15 protein-coding genes are annotated in these 17057 nt (G+C 68.5%); 8 read left to right on the top strand and 7 right to left on the bottom strand.

What is annotated here, in order from left to right; all coding sequences use genetic code 11:
- Positions 1-6 precede the first annotated feature (6 nt).
- Positions 7-696 carry a membrane protein YczE gene (gene yczE, locus QRN07_RS01780; RefSeq protein WP_082178197.1) on the bottom strand — a complete coding sequence of 230 codons (690 nt, stop codon included), beginning with the start codon at positions 694-696 and terminating at the stop codon, positions 7-9.
- A 60-nt stretch (positions 697-756) separates the two neighbouring features.
- Between yczE and yczR the strand changes: the two genes are divergently transcribed.
- A complete protein-coding gene (yczR, locus tag QRN07_RS01775) occupies positions 757-2214 on the top strand; it encodes a MocR-like transcription factor YczR (protein ID WP_050684498.1) in 1458 nt (485 codons plus the stop codon).
- A 49-nt stretch (positions 2215-2263) separates the two neighbouring features.
- On the opposite strand, the gene QRN07_RS01770 is transcribed toward yczR, so the two are convergent.
- Both QRN07_RS01770 and QRN07_RS01765 read right to left on the bottom strand, forming a co-directional pair.
- Complete coding sequence (locus QRN07_RS01770) at positions 2264-2956, bottom strand: SRPBCC family protein (protein WP_050684497.1); 693 nt, start codon at positions 2954-2956, stop codon at positions 2264-2266.
- On the bottom strand, positions 2949-3566 hold the full coding sequence (locus tag QRN07_RS01765; RefSeq protein WP_050684496.1) for an ArsR/SmtB family transcription factor: 618 nt from the start codon (positions 3564-3566) through the stop codon (positions 2949-2951). Before QRN07_RS01765 ends, QRN07_RS01770 begins: the two co-directional genes overlap by 8 nt.
- A gap of 88 nt (positions 3567-3654) precedes the next feature.
- Here QRN07_RS01765 and QRN07_RS01760 point away from each other — a divergent pair, with 88 nt between their 5' ends.
- Both QRN07_RS01760 and QRN07_RS01755 read left to right on the top strand, forming a co-directional pair.
- Positions 3655-4632 carry an RluA family pseudouridine synthase gene (locus tag QRN07_RS01760; RefSeq protein WP_285240243.1) on the top strand — a complete coding sequence of 326 codons (978 nt, stop codon included), beginning with the start codon at positions 3655-3657 and terminating at the stop codon, positions 4630-4632.
- Entirely contained in the window at positions 4613-5230 is a 618-nt protein-coding gene (locus QRN07_RS01755; protein ID WP_056598114.1) for a DedA family protein, read from the top strand. The genes QRN07_RS01760 and QRN07_RS01755 overlap by 20 nt, the downstream gene beginning before the upstream one ends.
- Before the next feature lie 13 nt (positions 5231-5243).
- On the opposite strand, the gene QRN07_RS01750 is transcribed toward QRN07_RS01755, so the two are convergent.
- Positions 5244-5549 carry a hypothetical protein gene (locus QRN07_RS01750; protein ID WP_056598116.1) on the bottom strand — a complete coding sequence of 102 codons (306 nt, stop codon included), beginning with the start codon at positions 5547-5549 and terminating at the stop codon, positions 5244-5246.
- 104 nt (positions 5550-5653) lie between these two features.
- A complete protein-coding gene (gene ppc / locus QRN07_RS01745) occupies positions 5654-8464 on the bottom strand; it encodes a phosphoenolpyruvate carboxylase (RefSeq protein ID WP_050684492.1) in 2811 nt (936 codons plus the stop codon).
- Between the two features lie 225 nt (positions 8465-8689).
- Here ppc and QRN07_RS01740 point away from each other — a divergent pair, with 225 nt between their 5' ends.
- Positions 8690-9571, top strand: coding sequence for a DUF1684 domain-containing protein (locus QRN07_RS01740; protein ID WP_056598117.1), 882 nt, complete (start codon positions 8690-8692; stop codon positions 9569-9571).
- A gap of 10 nt (positions 9572-9581) precedes the next feature.
- Here the strand turns inward: QRN07_RS01740 and QRN07_RS01735 are convergent, their stop codons facing one another.
- Together QRN07_RS01735 and QRN07_RS01730 are read right to left on the bottom strand one after the other, a co-directional pair.
- The gene (locus QRN07_RS01735; protein ID WP_056598119.1) at positions 9582-10805 is read right to left on the bottom strand and encodes an acyl-CoA dehydrogenase family protein; all 1224 of its coding nucleotides are present in this window, start codon (positions 10803-10805) and stop codon (positions 9582-9584) included.
- The gene (locus tag QRN07_RS01730; RefSeq protein WP_050684490.1) at positions 10802-11593 is read right to left on the bottom strand and encodes an SDR family NAD(P)-dependent oxidoreductase; all 792 of its coding nucleotides are present in this window, start codon (positions 11591-11593) and stop codon (positions 10802-10804) included. The genes QRN07_RS01735 and QRN07_RS01730 overlap by 4 nt, the downstream gene beginning before the upstream one ends.
- A gap of 144 nt (positions 11594-11737) precedes the next feature.
- Between QRN07_RS01730 and QRN07_RS01725 the strand changes: the two genes are divergently transcribed.
- From QRN07_RS01725 to QRN07_RS01710, 4 genes are all read left to right on the top strand, one after another.
- Positions 11738-13072 (top strand): glycoside hydrolase family 76 protein, encoded by a 1335-nt coding sequence (locus QRN07_RS01725; protein ID WP_056598121.1) that lies wholly within the window; start codon positions 11738-11740, stop codon positions 13070-13072.
- 166 nt (positions 13073-13238) lie between these two features.
- On the top strand, positions 13239-14294 hold the full coding sequence (locus QRN07_RS01720) for an iron ABC transporter substrate-binding protein (RefSeq protein WP_050684488.1): 1056 nt from the start codon (positions 13239-13241) through the stop codon (positions 14292-14294).
- 5 nt (positions 14295-14299) lie between these two features.
- On the top strand, positions 14300-15889 hold the full coding sequence (locus tag QRN07_RS01715) for an ABC transporter permease (RefSeq protein WP_082484173.1): 1590 nt from the start codon (positions 14300-14302) through the stop codon (positions 15887-15889).
- Positions 15886-17043: an ABC transporter ATP-binding protein gene (locus tag QRN07_RS01710; RefSeq protein ID WP_285240216.1), complete on the top strand. Its 1158-nt coding sequence runs from the start codon at positions 15886-15888 to the stop codon at positions 17041-17043. The genes QRN07_RS01715 and QRN07_RS01710 overlap by 4 nt, the downstream gene beginning before the upstream one ends.
- The last annotated feature ends 14 nt before the right edge of the window (positions 17044-17057 follow it).

Genomic DNA, 17057 nt, shown 5'->3' with positions numbered 1-17057 from the left:
CCTGGTTCACCCGTGCGCCTGGTGTGCCGTCGCCGGTGTGCCGGATCCGGGTTCGGCCGGGGGCAGCGCGCCGGGTGACGCTGCGGTATGCCCGGCAAGGGTCACACTCGCGGGTGTCTTTTCGGGAACGGTGAAGAACGGCATCATGAGTTGCACCAGCGGGCCGATGGCCAGCGCGTACACGGCAGTGCCCACACCTGCCGCGCCGCCCAGAAGCCAACCGGCGGCCAGGACCACCACTTCGATGAGGGTCCGGGACACACGCACGGACCACCCGGTCCGCCGGGCGAGGCCCGTCATCAGCCCGTCGCGGGCGCCGGGTCCGAAGCGGGCCCCGATGTAGCAGGCCGAGGCCACGGCATTCAGGAGAACCGCCCCGGCAAGCACCGCAGTCTGACCGCCGAGGTGGGAGAACTGCGGAACAAGGGCCAACCCGAGATCAGCGAAGACACCCACCAGGATGGCGTTGCACAGCGTACCAAAACCGGGCCACTGCTTGAGCGGGATCCACAGCAGCAGCACGGCAAAACTGACAATGATCACCACGGCTCCCAGGCTGAGCCCGGTCCTGGCAGCCAGGCCCTGATGCAGCACATCCCACGGCGCAGTGCCCAGGGCTGAGCGGATAAACAGGGCCAGAGAGAAGCCGTACATGGCCAGGCCGATAAAGAGTTGAAGGAGTCTGCGAATCATCATTGACCCATCCTCGTCTGGCACTGGCCTTGTATTCCATAGCCAGTCTGCGATACTGGCCTGATGCCAGGAGCCATGAATCCCGCCGCCCTTGCCCGGTTGATGGGCCCCTGGCAGAGCGCCGCCGGCCCCGCCTACCGCGAACTGGCGGACGTTGTCCGGCTGCTGGTCCTTGATGGCCGCCTGCCCCTGGACACACCCCTGCCCAGCGAACGCTCGCTGTCGGAGACCCTGGGCATGTCCCGCACCACCGTCACCGCCGCCTACGCCCTGCTGCGGGAGCAGGGGTTCCTCAGCAGCGGACAGGGCGCCAAGGGCCGCACCCGGCTGCCCCGGTCTGCCGCCGGGGTGGCAGCACCGGGCATGTCCGCCCCGGACGGTCTCCTGGACCTGGCCTACGCGTCGCTGCCGGCGAGCGGCGAAGTGGTACACAGGGCTTTTTCGGCCGCCTTAAACGACCTGCCCGCGCTGCTGCCCGGCTTCGGCTACGAGGTCCTGGGCCTGCCCGTCCTGCGCGAAGCAGTGGCAGCCCGGTACACCGCGGCCGGGGTACCCACCACAGCGGACCAGATCCTGATTACTTCCGGAGCGCAGCACGCGCTGAACATCATCCTCCGGGCTGAAGCCGGACCCCGGCATGGCAGGCCTGCCAAAGTCCTGGTGGAGCACCCCAGCTATCCGAACGCGCTGGACGCCATTGCCGGGTCGGGTGCGCGGGCGCTGCCCGTCGCCGTGGGCGGACCCGGCCAGCCGCATTGGGACCTGGACGCCGTGGAGGCAACGCTGCAGCAGCACCGTCCCGCCGTCGCCTACCTGGTGCCCGACTTCCACAACCCCACCGGCAAACTGATGCCGGATCCGCAGCGGCGCCGCCTGGTGCGGGCCGCTGCCGCCGCCGGAACCGTCCTGGTCATCGATGAAACGCTGCGCGATTTGAACCTCAACGGCCTGGACTCGCAGCATGTGGCAGCGTTCGGCTCCTGCGTATCCGTCGGTTCGCTCAGCAAGTCGCACTGGGCCGGCCTCCGGACAGGGTGGATCCGTGCCGGCAGGGAGCAGATCCGGCGGTACGCCGCCCAACGGACCACCCTGGACCTGGGCGGTCCCCTGACCGAGCAACTGGCCGCGGCGCATCTGATGGCGCATTTCGAGGAGCCACTGCCGGCCCGGCTGGCAGCACTCCGGGATCAGCGGGGCACCCTTCAGGAGCTGCTGGCGGAGCACCTGCCCACCTGGCAGGCTGCGGCGCCCGACGGCGGACTGACCCTTTGGTGCCGGCTGCCGGCACCCATCAGCACGGCCTTGACCGTCATTGCACCCGGGTTCGGCGTCCGCCTGGCCGCCGGACCACGCTTCGGAGTTGGCGGGGCCTTCGAACACTACGTCCGGATCCCTTACACACTTGACCCCGGAAGCCTCGAAACCGCTGTCCGGGCGCTGCGGTCAGCCCAGAACCAATTGGAGGCTGCCCCGCAGCTGCGGCGGGCCCTGCCGGAGCCGCCCCGGGTGGCCATCGCCTAGTCCGGAGCGGCCAAGAGCGGACCTAGTGCCAGCCCGCAGCCACGTCTTTTCAGGCGTAAACCGTCGCCAGGAACTTGCCCCAAACCGCCGCGGTGGCCCCGGTGTCCGCGCTCCCGCTGAAGTCATGCACCGTCATGCCCACCGGGGCACCCCAGGCGTTGCGGCCGAAGAACCGGTACAACGCGTCGGACGTCCGCAGGCCCAGGAAATGCTCATTGGCAAAGTCCACCTCCGCAGAAAGCCGGCCGACGCCGTCGAGCTCCACGTCCACGCGCCCACCCGGTCCGGCGGCGTCCACTCCGAGCGCCGAGCGCAGCCGCTCAAAGCCGTCCGGGGTGATGGACTCCGCCGGGCCCTGGATGTCCGTGAACACCACGGCCCTGCCGTCGAAGTGCTTCAGGTACTGGCCCAGGGTGTGGAGGTAGAACTCCGTATGGCGGCTGGCGCCGTCATACTGCTCATCCCAGTTGTCGGCGAAGATGCCGCTGTGGACGTAGTGCAGGCTGGCGCGGCCGCCCGCCAGCGGCGCCAGGACGTGTTCCAGCTGGTTGAACCAGCCATCCGGCCCGTCCATGCGGGACACCAGTCGGGTGGGATGCTCCTCAACCGTTTTTACCGCCGGCCACTGCTCTGTGGGGAACATCCAAGCAGACGTCCCTGCGGTCACGGCTTCCCAGACCCGCTCCGGCGTGCCGGGAAGTTCAGTATCCTGGATAATTTCAAAGCTGCGGTCATCAGTCATTGTTCGGCTCCTTGCCTGGGTTTTCAGTTGTCTTGAGTGCCGGATGGAGGGCCACCACCAGCCGGTGCCGGCGCCCCCGCGGCGAGGTCCCGCCGTCGTGGTATTTGTCCACCAGCGCGGTGACCGCCACCCCGAGGTCCGCCGCGAAGGCGGCACGGTCGGCGGCGGACCGGAAGGTGATCTCGCCGTCGATCGCGAAGGTTGGCAGGGCCTGGCGGGCGGCGGCGGCGCCGGCGATCAGCTTGCCGGTCTCCTCAACCATCCGCCCGGCGAGCGCCAGGAGCCAGAACGCCGAGAAGTGGTCGGTGAAACGCCGCGGATCCGGGGCCACGGCGGCCAGCGCCTGGGGCGAGATCAGGTATGAGGCGGCCGTGGCCTGGAACACCCGCTCGGTCACGTTGCCCTTGCGCCGCTCCGCCACGAGCTCCACCAGCCCGTGCCGCTCCAGGGCCTTGAGGTGGTAGTTGACCTTCTGCCGGGGCAGCCCCACCTTGCCGGCCAGCTGCGTGGCGGAGCCCGGCTCGGCCAGCTCATGGAGGATCCGCGTCCGGATGGGGTCCAGTGACACTTCGGCGGTTGCCGGGTCCTCGATCACTGCTATGTCCAGCATGGTTCCAGCATGCCTTCCGACAACTTTTATTGTCAAGAACTTTTTTCTGTTCGGTAACGGCCTGGCCCGCCGGTAGAATGGACAGGTGATGCAATCCCCCCTCCCCGTGCGCGACGGCGTCAACGCGACCCGCCTGCGCCTCCCGGACGGGGGCCCGTGGGAGACCGCCATGGACTACATGATGCACCGGTGGGGCCACATCGACCCGCAGGGCATCGAGGACAGGTTCGACGCCGGCGAAATCGTCGGCGAGGGGGGCGTTCCGCTGGACCGGACCACGCCGCTTCGGGACCACACCTTCATCTGGTACTACCGCACGCTCCCGCCGGAGACCCGGATTCCTGTGGAGCTGGACATCCTGCACCAGGACGGGCACCTGCTGGTGGTGGACAAGCCGCATTTCCTCCCCACCACTCCCGGCGGCACCTACATCCAGGAGTCGGCGCTGGTGCGCCTGCGGAACCAGCTGGACCTGCCGGACCTGATCCCCATGCACCGGCTGGACCGGATGACGGCCGGGGTGCTGCTCTTTTCCACCAACCCGGACACCCGCGGCAAGTACCAGGTCCTCTTCGAAAAGCGGCAGGTGCAGAAGGACTACGAGTGTGTGTCCGCGGCCCAGCCGGCGCCGGGCCATCCCGACGTCGGCTTTCCCGTGGTGGTCCGCAACCGGATGACCAAGTCCCGCAGCTACCTCCTGGCCGAGGTTGTTGACGGCGAACCGAACGCGGAAACCCGCATCGAAAAGCTGGAAACGTTCGACGGCGGCACCCCCGGAAGTGCGCCGCTGGCCAGATACCGGCTCGAGCCGCACACCGGAAAGACCCACCAGCTCCGGGTCCACATGGCCTCGCTGGGACTGGGCATCGTGAACGACTCCTTCTACCCTGACCTGCTGGACAAGGCACCGGATGACTACTCCCGGCCCCTGCAGCTCCTGGCCCGGGGCATCCGGTTCGTGGATCCCATCACCGCCAAAGCAGTGGAATACCGCAGCGGCCGCGAACTCAGCGAGGCAGTCCGCCAAAGTGCGGTACCTTGTGGCAATGGACTTCGGCAGCGCTGACAGCTGGGGGGCGGCGATCTACTTCTGGATCATCCCCGCGGTGCTTGGCGACGCCATCTTCCCGCCCATCCCTTCCGAGATGGTGGTGATCACCGCCGGTGCCCTCTCGGCTGACGGCCGCGCCAACTTCTTCCTGATTACCGCCCTGTCCGCCCTGGCATCCTGGGTGGGCGACATGGTGGTGTTCCAGCTGTTCCGCCGGCGGCTCAGCCACATCCTGGACCGCTGGAAGTGGGGCCGGAAGGTCCACCGCGGCATCCACCAGGGCCTGGCGAAAGCCGGCCGGTCCTCCACCTACGGCACCATCATCGGCGCCAGGTTCCTCCCTGGCGGCAGGCTGGCCACGTGCGCGGCGGCAGGCATCGCCAACGTGTCGCTGCGGGGCTTCAGCCTGTGCGCAGGCCTGGGCGCCATCGTGTGGGCGTTCTGGCTGGTGGGCCTGGGCTATTTCACGGGTTCGGCCACGCGCCTGCCGTTCTGGGCAAGTTCGCTGATCGGTGTAGCGCTGGGCCTGGTGATCGGCGCCGTCGTCGGCATCATTGTGACCCGGCGGCGCGGCGACCGCTCCCCCGTGGAGGAAACCGGCCCCTTGGCCTGATCCGGGCGGCGCGTCAGACGGGCGCCCAGCGGCCGCGGTTGCGCCGGAGCACCAGCAGCGCACCGGTCAGCGCCACGCGTTCGACGGCGTCGCGCATCATGGCGGCCGACTGCAGCGCCTGCTGGTTCTCGCCGCTGTATTCGGTGGGCTCCACCAGGAACCGCAGGTGCAGCTGCGGAACGCCTCCGGCCAATTGCAGCTGGTGCGATTCCACGTGGTGGCGGGTGCCCAGCGCCTCCACGGCGGCGTCCATCACGGCCTCCGGCGGGTTCCCTGGCCGGAGCCCGGTGATCTTGAGGCGGGTCTGGAACGAAGGCATGCCCCAACCCTATCCAACCCCCGTTGCGCTATCACCTACGGTCCCTATCCGACCCGGATGGGGACCATAGGTGATAGCGCAACGGGAGGGGTGGGGGGTTAGCGTTAGCCCGTGTTGCGCAGGCCCGCTGCAACACCGTTGACGGTGATGAGCATGGCCCGCTGGAGGCGTTCGTCGATTTCCGCGCCGCTGATGGTGCCGGCTTCGGCCCGGACTCGGCGCAGCAGTTCCACCTGCAGGTAGCTGATGGGGTCCAGGTACTGGTCCCGGATCTCGAGGGAGCGCTTGAGCGTGGGCTGGGCGTCCAGGAGCAGGTGCTCGCCGGTGAGGATCTGGATCTCGGCCACCGTGAGCTCGTATTCCTCCCGGATGGTGCGGAAGATGTGGTGCAGCTCTTCCGGAACCAGGGTGGCCACGTAGTAGCCGGCGATGTCCAGGTCCGTCTTGGCCAGGGTCATCTCCACGTTCGACAGCACTGAACGGAAGAAGTGCCAGTGCTCCATCATTTCCACCAGGTGCCCGGCATTTCCTGCCTCCCGGGCAGCTTTGAGGCCGGAGCCCACCCCGAACCAGCCGGGCACAATCTGCCTGGACTGCGTCCAGCCGAACACCCACGGGATGGCGCGGAGGCCACCCAGGCCGGCGCCGGAGTCGGGCCGCTTGGACGGGCGGGAGCCGATGTTCAGGGAACCCAGCTGCTCCACGGGGGTGGAGGCCATGAAGTAGGCGGGCAGGTCCGGGTGGTCCACAAGCTTCCGGTACCGCTCGAACGCTGCGTCGGAGACGGTTTCCATCACCTGGCCGTAGCGTTCGCGTTGCCCGGCGGACGTCCGGGGATCCCGGTGCAGGGCCGAACCCTGGAGCACCGCGGCGAGGGACAGTTCCAGGTTTTCCCGGGCCAGCTCGGGCAGGGAGTATTTGTCCGCGATGACCTCACCCTGTTCGGTGAACTTGATTTCGCCTTCCAGGACGCCGTTGGGCTGGGCCAGGATGGCATCATAGGTGGGCCCGCCGCCGCGGCCCACTGATCCGCCGCGGCCGTGGAACAGGCGGACCCGCACCCCGTGCTTGGCGGCAATGTCGCGCAGCTTCCGCTGGGTCTTGTGGATCTCCCACTGGCTGGTCATGACGCCGGATTCCTTGTTGGAGTCCGAGTAGCCCAGCATGACTTCCTGCACGTCGCCGCGCAGCCGCACCAGGTCGCGGTAGGAGGGGACGGAGAGCAGCTGGTCGATGATCTCGGCGGAGGCCCGCAGTTCCTCAACGGTCTCCAGCAGCGGCGCGAAGCCGATCTTGGCGTACGGATTCTCCCCGAAAAGGTTCACCAGGCCGGCTTCCCGGGCCAGGACTGCGGCGGCCAGGACATCGTCAGCGCCCCGGGTCATGGAGATGATGTAGGTCTCGATGACGTCGGGCCCGTAGGTCTTCAGCGCGCGACGGACCTCGCGGAAGACGTCGTAGGTCCCGTCGGCGGCGCCGTCGAGCTTGATCGGGTGACCCGACAGCGGCCGGCGGGACGCCAGCTCGGAGCCGAGCACCTCGAACCGCTCTTCGCGGCTCAGTTCGGCGTACCGGACCCCGGGCCCGCCCAGCCGGTCCATCAGCTGGCCCACGGCGTCGTGGTGGTGGTCCGCGTGTTCGCGGATGTCCAGGGTGGCCAGGTGCAGGCCGAAGGAGGCAATGGCGCGGCGGACGCGGGCCAGGGCACCGTCAGCGGCAAGGGTGGCCGAGTGGTTCCGGAGCGAGAGTTCCAGCAGGTCAAGGTCCGCCAGGAGCTCGTCGGTACCGCTGTAGTCCCGGCCGTGTTCGTGGTTCGACCCGGCCGCAACCCGCTTGCCGGTGTTTATCAGCTTGGCTTTGATGCAGGTCAGCTTGAGCCGGTAAGGCTCCTGGGCGTTCAGTTCCAGGACCCGCTTGTCCAGGCCGGGCAGCTTCGCGAGGTCTGCGTCGATGGAATCCAGGAGTTCCTTGTCCGCCCCGGCCAGCGCCGTGGAGTTGGAAAGGATGGAGATCAGCTCGTCGATCATGCCGATGCTGATCCGGACCGCATGCTGGTTCTGGATCTGGAGGATTTCCCGGGTCACCCCGGCGGTGACGTTGGGGTTGCCGTCCCGGTCACCGCCAATCCAGGAGCCGAAGCGGATGGGGGCGTCCTTGGCGGCAAGGCTGACGCCGTGCTCGCCCAGCAGCTCCGAGAATTCGGTCAGCATTTCGGGCATGGCGTCCGTCAGGATGCTGCCCAGGTAATAGATGGCGTTGCGGGCTTCGTCCACGGGGGTGGGCCGGACCTGGCGGAGCTCATCGGTCTGCCACATCTGGTCGATCACCTCTGCCAGTTGGCGGTCCTGCCGCCGGCGTGCCGTGGTGCCCTCGGTGGTGTGCTCGGCCAGCACGTCCGACAGCTTGCGGATCTTGTCCAGGACCGAGCGCCGGGACGCTTCGGTGGGGTGGGCGGTGAAGATGGGGCGGACATCCAGCCCGTTCACCACGTCCTGCAGTACCTCCGGACCGGCCTGGCCGGCGATGTCATTGACGGCCTTGGCCAGCCAGCCGTCCTTTTCCGCCCGGGTCCGGAGGCCGCGGACGCGGTGGACCTGCTCGGCGGCGTTGGCCAGGTGGAAGTAGAACGCGAAGGCGCGCACCAGGTCGGTGGCCTGCTCAATGGGCAGCGAGCCCAGGAGTTCGCGGACCTGGGCCACCACGTCATGGGCGCTCCACGGGCCGGTGGCGTCGGCTCCGCCGCGGGCCGCTTCCTTGGATTCCTTGGTCAGCAGGCGGACCTGCTCCACGAGGTCGAGGAGCTCGGGGCCGTGCTGGCGGACCAGCGATTCGCCCAGGAGGGTGGACACCCGGCGGACGTCTGCCCTGAGTTCGGAGGCAAGATCGGATTCGGGATGTGCTGCAGTGTGAGCCATGGAAGCGTATCTTTCGAGGGTTCGGACTTGGCTCGTACACTGCGCTGGATACTGTGAGCCACGTTACTGCCTATAGATGCTACCCGCAGCGCGGCGGGACGTGGCAATCCGTCTCAGATAGTGTCGCTTCCAATAGGACCCCGCAGCCCGGTATGCCGGGTTCCCGGCGGGATGAAAACCCCGCCTGCCACCGTTGTACCGTGGCAGGCACCATCGGAAGGAACCATGGCCACCACCCCCGCCGCCAAACTGGAACGCTGGCAGCGTTTCCGCGCCAACCGCGACACAGCCCTCGCGGCCCCGCACGGCTGGCTCACCCTGACATCCTTCCAGTGGCTGGCGGACTCCCCCGCCGCCGTCGATCTGGCCCCGGGATTGTGGTCAGCGGACGGCACGACGGCGGAACTCACCGCGGTGCCCGCCGACGGGCTGTCGCTGGTGGATTCCGGTGAACCGGTGGCGGGGACCATCACGGCAACGCTCGACGACGAGGAATCCCTCCTGTGGGTAAGGTCCGGGGGCGCTGACGGGGACCAGGTGGTGGTGGAGCTGGCGAAACGGGCAGGGAAGTACGCCATCCGCACCAGGGACGCGGCCTCCCCGGTTTTCACCGGCTTCCGCGGCGTTCCCACCTACGCCTACAACCCGGCCTGGGAAATCACCGCGACCTACCACCCCTACCCCGAGCCGGTGGATGTGCCGATCGCCACCGCCAACCCGCTGGTGGACGGGGTGCACCGGACTGCCGGCGAGGTGGTGTTCCGGGTTCCGGGAAGCGGCCACGAGTTCCGGCTGCAGGCTGAAGAGGAACAGCTTGGGGCGCTCACCCTGACGTTCCACGACGGCACCAACGGCGACACCACGGACGACTGGCGGAAACTGTCCGCACCCCGGCCACGGCCCGGGGCTGATGGCACAGCCACCGTGGTCCTGGACTTCAACCGGGCCATCAACTACCCCAGCGCCTTCAGCCCGTACGGCACCTGCCCCATGCCCGTCCGCAACAACAGCCTCGACGTCCGGGTGGAGGCCGGCGAGAAACTGCCGTTCCCGCCCGACACGGCACCGGCCGCAGCCGAACCGGAAGGCCAGGGCCGGGAAGCCTAAGGCCAGCGCCTCAGGCGATGGCGGACATCCCCGTCACCGCGCGGCCCACAATCAGGGTATTGATCTCGAAGGAGCCCTCGTAGGTGTAGATGGCCTCGGCGTCGGAAAAGATCCGGGCCATGCGGTAGTCCGTGACGATGCCGTTCCCGCCGAGGATGGACCGGCCCATCGCCACGGTTTCGCGCATCCGGGCGCTGAGGTAGGACTTGGCCAGGGCCACCCGCGCCATGTCCGCGGCGCCGTCGTCCTGCAGCCGGGCCAGCCCTGCCATCATGGCCATGCTGGCCACGGCGTTGCCCAGCATGGTGACCAGCTGCTGCTGGATCAGCTGGAACTGTGCCAGCGGCCGGCCGAACTGGTGTCGGTCCACCGCGTATTGCCGGGCCACGTCGAAGGCCGCCAGCTGCTGGCCCACGGCCTGCCAAGCCACCATGATGCGTGACCCGCGCAGCAGTTCCTTGGTGTCCTCGAAGGAGTTGATGCCGGCAAACCGGTCAGCTTCCGCCACCTGGACGTCCCGGAACACGATGTCGGCGTTCTGCACGGTGCGGAGGGCGATTTTGTTCTCGATCCGGGTGCGGCTGACACCCGGCAGGGTGGCGTCCACAATAAAGCCACGCACGGCCCCGTCGGCTTCATCCCGCGCCCACACCAGCATGTAGTCGCAGAACGTTCCGTTGCCGATCCAGCGCTTGGCGCCGTTGAGCACCCACGTGTCGCCGCCGCCGGCCGCTCCCTCCAGGGTTCCCGCCCCTGTCCCGGGCTGCGCCGGGACCCGCCGGGCCCGGGTTTCCATGCCACCGGCCACATCCGAACCGTGCTGTGGTTCGGTCAGGGCGAAGGCCCCGGTGATGCGCAGTTCCGACGCGGCCGCCAGGAAACGTTCCTTCTGTTCCGCCGAGCCGAAGGAGTACAGGGATTCCACAAAGAGGTCGTGGTGGACCAGGAAAAACGTGGCGATGGACGTGTCCACGCGGGTCATCTCGGCGATGACCAACCCGGCGAAGAGGTGGCTGTAGCCCCGCTGGGCAGGCGTGCTGAGCTCCAGTGCTGCGAGTTTGGGCAGGATATGCGCCGGGAATTCCGCCTTGTTCCACCAGTCCCCCGCGTAGGGGGCGATTTCCGCGGCCAGGAAATCCCGAAGTTCGGCCAGCTTGGCCTGCTCGGGCCGGCTGAGCTGTGATTCGTAGCCGAAAAAGTCTGCCGTGGGCAGTTCGGGGGCCGGGCCGGTCACTTCGGTGCCATCCGGATGGCGCCGTCCAGGCGGATGGTTTCGCCGTTGAGCATGGCGTTGTCCACAATATGGGCCACCAGCTTGGCGTACTCATCCGGTTTACCCAGCCGGGAAGGGTGCGGAACCTGCGCCCCGAGGGAATCCTGCGCCTCCTGCGGCAACCCTGCCATCATGGGTGTTTCGAAGATGCCGGGGGCAATGGTGACCACACGGACCAGCGAGCGTGCCAGCTCCCGGGCCAGCGGCAGCGTCATGGCCGCCACAGCACCCTTCGAGGCGGCGTAGGCGGGCTGGCCGATCTGGCCGTCGAACGCGGCCACCGAAGCAGTGTTGATGATAACGCCACGCTCCGGCCCACCCAGCGGAGTTTCCGCCGGTTCGGTTTCCACCATGGCCGCGGCGGCCAGGCGGAGCACGTTGAATGTGCCAATCAGGTTGACCTGGATGACGCGGTTGAAGTCCGCCAGCGGGAGGACCCCCGTTCGCCCCAGCACCTTTCCGGGGGTGGCGATCCCGGCACAGTTGACCACGATCCGGAGCGGGCCCAGTCCCACGGCGGTGTCGACGGCGGCCTGCACCTGGGCCGCGTCCGTCACGTCAGCGGGGACAAAGACTGCGGACTGGCCTTCGGCGGTACCGGCAAGTTCCGCAGCAAACGCGGCCCCCGCGGAGGAGGGAAGGTCCACCAGCACCACGGAGGCGCCTGCCCGGAAGAGCTGGCGGGCGGTGGCGGCCCCCAGCCCGGAAGCGCCCCCGGTAATCAGGGCAACAGAGCCGTTGACGTCCATACATCCTCCTTGATGCGTGCTGCGGACCGCGGAAGGACAGCGGTTCATCAGTTAGTGAATGTTAACTGAAATTGCCGCCGCGTGCACCACCCGCACCGGTGCCGGTCTGCCCGCGGCGCCAAGCCCACGCCTAAGCTGGAGTCCATGACCACAGCGGACGATGCCTTGCCGGACTGGAACCAGCGCGCCACGCATGCGGCCCGTTCCGTCACCGCGCTGTTCGGCCGGCGGCTGCTGCACCTTCCGGGCACGCACCTCGCCGCGGTCAGCTGGTCCGGCCTGCCCGATTCAAGGGATACGGACGGAGCTGCAGCCCAGGACGGCGGGGCCGGCCAGGGCCCAGGACCCGGCTCCGGCGCCCTGTGGCGTGGCTTGTCCGGCCCCGCGCGCCGCCTCCGCGGCAGCCTGCTGGACCCCTGGCACTACTGGTGGCAGGCCCACTACCTTGACTGCCTGGTGGACGCCGGCCGCCAGGAGTTGGCGGCCGGCGCCACCCCTGCGGCCCGCTTCAACGGCCCGGACCACGCCAGCGCCGGAAAGCTCGCCTCCCGGCTGCTCCGCGGCATCCGGCTCCGCAACACTTTTACGTTCGTCAACAACTACTACGACGACATGGCCTGGCTGGCCCTGGCCACCCTCAGGCTGGCCCGGCTGGCAGAAGACACCGGCAAGCCGGGGCGGCGACGTTACGCCGGGGTGCGGAAGTCCCTGTCCCGGCAGTTTGATGCCGCCTGCAGCGACGACCTGGGCGGCGGCGTCTTCTGGAGCAAGCAGCGGGACTTCAAAAACACCCCTGCCACTGCCCCCGTGGCACTCTTCTACGCCAGGACCGGCCAGCCCGCCAAAGCCCAGGGGCTGGTGGACTGGCTGGACGGCACCCTTTTCGACGCCGGCCAGAGCCTGTACCTGGACGGCGCCCGCCGGGGTGCGGACGGTGCGGTGCAGGTGGAGCGGAACATCTACACCTACAACCAGGGCCCCATCCTCGGTGCCTTGCTGGAATTGGGCGGCACCGCGAACCTGGCCCGCGCGGCCGTCCTGATAGCCGCCGTGGACCGGGTGCTGACCCGCACTCCGGCCGCACCCAGCGGTCCGGACGCGAACCACGGGACGAAAGTGCTGCGGTGCGACGGAGCGGGCGACGCCGGGCTCTTCACCGGAATCCTGTGCCGCTACCTGGCCCTCGCAGCCACGGACGGCAGGCTGCCCGGGGAAGCCCGGACCACCGCAGCCCGGCTCGTCACCGACACTGCGGCCGCGTTCTGGGCCGGCCGCAGCGCGGTGCCGGGCCGCGGCGCAGCAGGCCACAGCACAGCAGGCAACGGCGCGGCCGGGCACCCGGGCGCCAGCGTCTTCTCCCAACATGCCGCGCAACCGGCAGCCGACACGTATCCCCCGGGCACCGCCGTCGAACTTTCCACGCAACTGCAGGCCTGGATGGTCCTGGCGGCAGCGGCGGACGTGGCTGCGGGGAGCTGAGGCGGCGGCCGCTGCTTCGCGCAACACTCCGGCAAATACGTGTGAGCCTCATCACTTTAACCGTTTTCGCGACTGTTGGTTAGGATTGGCTGGCCTAAAGTTCGTCAGGTGGGCATCCCCGGCCCATAGGCAGCTCCCCCGCCTTACCCCAGAAAGCAGTTCCGCCATGAAGATCCGCACCCGCGCGCTGGCCGGCATCGCACTTGCCGCCACCGCAGCCCTCGGCCTGTCCGCCTGCGGCGGCAGTTCCGCCCCCACCACGTCCGGCTCGTCGGCCGCCGGCCAGCCGGTCTCCGGCGAAATCACGGTCTACAACGCCCAGCACGAGAGCCTGACCCAGGAATGGGTGGATGCCTTCACTGCCGAAACCGGCGTCAAGGTCACCCTGCGGCAGGGCTCGGACACCGAGCTGTCCAACCAGATCGTCCAGGAAGGCCAGGCCTCACCGGCGGACGTTTTCCTCACCGAAAACTCCCCGGCCATGGCGCAGGTGGAGAACGCAGGCCTCTTCGCCGACGTGGACAAAGCTACCCAGGAGCAGGTCCCCGAAGAATTCCGGCCCTCCACCGGCAAGTGGACCGGCATCGCCGCGCGCTCCACCGTGCTGGTTTATGACCAGAACAAGCTGTCCGCGGACCAGCTGCCCAAGTCCATGCTGGACCTGGCCAAGCCGGAGTGGAAGGGCAAGTGGGCAGCGTCGCCCACCGGCGCTGACTTCCAGGCCATCGTCTCAGCCCTCCTTGAGCTCAAGGGCGAGGACGCCACCAAGGAGTGGCTGGCCGGCATGAAGGAAAACTTCACCGCCTACAAGGGCAACAGCACAGCCATGAAAGCCGTCAATGCCGGCGAAGTGGACGCTGCCCTGATCTACCACTACTACTACTACGGCGACCAGGCCAAGACCGGCGAAAACTCCAAAAACGTCACGCCGTACTACTTCAAGAACCAGGACCCGGGCGCGTTTGTCTCCGTTTCGGGCGGCGGCGTGTTGAAGACCGCGAAGAACGCCGCAGCGGCACAGGCGTTCCTGAAGTTCGTCACCGGAGCAAAGGGCCAGGAAGTCCTCAAGGACGGCACCTCCTTCGAGTACGCCATCGCCTCCGACATCCCGGCCAACGAGAAGCTGGTCCCCCTCACGGACCTGCAGGCACCCACCGTTGATCCGGCCAAGCTCAACTCCGAAAAGGTCACCGAACTGATGACCGGGGCCGGACTCCTCTAATTTCCGTGACACCCGGACTTTCGGCCTCCCCCAAGGGACGCACGACGGCGGCGGGCCGGGGCAGCAGCCCCCGCCCGCCTTTCGGCGTTTCCGCAGTATCCGTGCTGGCGGTCCTGATTGCGCTTTTCTCCCTGGTGCCGCTGGGGTACGTGCTTTACATGAGCGTGGCAACCGGGTGGGACACCGCCGTCGGGCTCATCTTCAGGCCCCGCGTGGCCGAGCTGCTGCTGAACACCGTCCTGCTGACCGTGATCACCGTTCCGCTCTGCCTGGTGCTGGGGGTGGCGGGCGCCTGGCTGGTGGAGCGCACGGCGCTGCGCGGGCGCAGGACGTGGGCGGTGCTCCTGGCAGCGCCGCTGGCCATCCCGGCGTTTGTCAACAGCTACGCGTGGGTGTCTGCCGTCCCGTCCCTGGCCGGCCTGGGCTCGGGCGTCCTGATCGCCACGCTCTCCTACTTTCCGCTGGTGTACATCCCGGCCGCTGCGGCGCTGAGCCGCCTGGACCCGGCGATCGAACAGTCGGCGGCGTCCCTGGGGCTGGGCGCCTGGCGCACCTTCTTCCGGGTGGTTCTGCCCCAGCTGCGGATCGCCCTCACTGGCGGCGGGCTGCTGGTTGCCCTGCACCTGCTGGCTGAATACGGCGCGTTCGCCATGATCCGGTTCGACACGTTCACCACCGCCATCATGGTCCAGTTCCAGTCCACCTTCAACGGTGCCGCCGGCAACATGCTGGCCAGCGTCCTGGTGTTCTTTTGCCTGCTCCTGCTGCTCGCGGAGGTCCGGACCCGGGGATCAGCCCGCTACGCGCGGATTGGTCCCGGTGCCCAGGCGCGGGCCCTGCGCCTGCCGCTGCGCGGGTACCAGCTGCCGGCCCAGCTTTTCCTGCTGGCGCTGACGGTGCTGGCGTTCGGCCTGCCGCTGTTCCTGGTGCTGCGCTGGGTGGCGGCCGGCGGCCCGGACGTCTGGGCCGCCGCGGAATTTGTTCCGGCCCTTGCTGCCACGCTGGGCTACGGCCTGGCCGGCGCCGCGGCCACGATTGTGGTGGCCTTCCCCATGGCCTATCTCGCGGTGCGGCACCCGGGCTGGTTCAGCAAGACCCTGGAGCTTTCCAACTACATCACCAGTTCCTTGCCCGGCATTGTGGTGGGGCTGGCCTTCGTCACCGTCAGCATCCGGCTGGTGCCGGGCGTGTACCAAAGCGCCGGGGTGCTGGTGGCGGCTTACGTCCTGCTGTTCCTGCCCCGCGCGCTGGTTAACCTCCGCGCCGGACTGGCCCAGGCCCCCAAGGAACTGGATGAGGCGGCGCAGGCCCTGGGAAAGCCGCCGCTGACGGCCTTTGTCCAGGTCACGCTGCGGCTGATGGCCCCTGCCGCCGCCGGTGGAGCCGCACTGGTGTTCCTGGCCATCACCAACGAGCTCACGGCAACCCTCCTGCTCTCGCCCAACGGCACGCGGACGCTCGCCACCGAATTCTGGAGCAAAAGCAGCGAAATCGATTACGCAGGCGCCGCCCCCTACGCGCTGCTGATGATCCTGCTCTCCGCCCCGATGACCTACCTGCTCTTCCAGCAGTCCAAGAAAGTAGCCGGACAGTGACAGAACAAGCCCCCTCCCGGTTGCCGGAACCGCGGATCGCATCGTCCGTCGCATCCAGCACCAACAGCCACCTGGTGGTGGCGGACGTGACCAAAAACTTCGGGTTCCAGGCGGTCCTGAAGGGCGTCAACCTATCGGTGGCCCGGGGCGGCACCACCGCGATTGTGGGACCCTCAGGATCTGGCAAGACCACTTTGCTGCGGTTGATCGCCGGCTTCGAACACCCCGCCACCGGCAGCATCACGCTGGCCGGCAGCCAGGTTGCCGGCGACGGGGTCTGGATTCCCGCGCACAAACGGCACGTGGGCTACGTGGCACAGGACGGTGCGCTCTTCCCGCACCTCAGCGTGGGCCGGAACGTGGCGTTCGGCCTTGACCCGGCCTGCCTGCAGGGCGGCCGGACCGCGGTGGCCGGAAGGGTCAGCGACCTCCTGGAGATGGTTTCCCTGGACCCGGCCATGGCCAAACGGCGCCCGCACCAGCTTTCCGGCGGCCAGCAGCAGCGAGTTGCCCTGGCCCGGGCGCTGGCCCGCGAACCCAGCCTGATGCTCCTGGACGAACCGTTCTCCGCGCTGGACGCGGGCCTCCGGGTGGCCACCCGCCGGGCCGTGGCCAAGGTGCTGGGCGACGCCGGCGTCACCACCATCCTGGTCACCCACGACCAGGCCGAGGCCCTGTCCTTCGCCGACCAGGTGGCGGTGATGCGCGGCGGGAAACTGGCGCAGATCGGGAACCCGTTTGTGGTCTATACCCGGCCCGCAGACCGGGCCACCGCCGAGTTCCTGGGCGACGCCGTGATCCTCGACGCCTGGCTGGAAGGCTCCCTGGCCACCTGCTCGCTCGGCGGGATCCCCGTCCGCAGGCCGCCGGCCCAGGGCCGGGTGCAGCTGATGCTGCGGCCGGAACAGATCCGCATCGCCGAGGACGGTCCCATCCGCGGCGTTGTGGTGGATACCGACTACTTCGGCCCAGAAACCACCGTCCGGCTGAAACTGGCCGTCCCGCCGGGGCTCGCAGGCACGTCCGACCACCGGTATCCCGGCGGCGGCGAAGTCATCACCATCCGGCACTGGAACGCGTCCATTGCCCGGCCCGGCATGGAACTGTGCCTGCGCGTTGTGGGCGAGGGCGTCGCGTTTCCGGCCGACACGTAAGCGACCGGGCGCCG

Origin of the sequence: Pseudarthrobacter sp. MEB009, assembly GCF_030208875.1 — a bacterium.
Taxonomy (GTDB): domain Bacteria; phylum Actinomycetota; class Actinomycetes; order Actinomycetales; family Micrococcaceae; genus Arthrobacter.
Note: the sequence above shows the minus strand (reverse complement) of the source record. Positions and strands in the feature narration are given on the sequence as shown.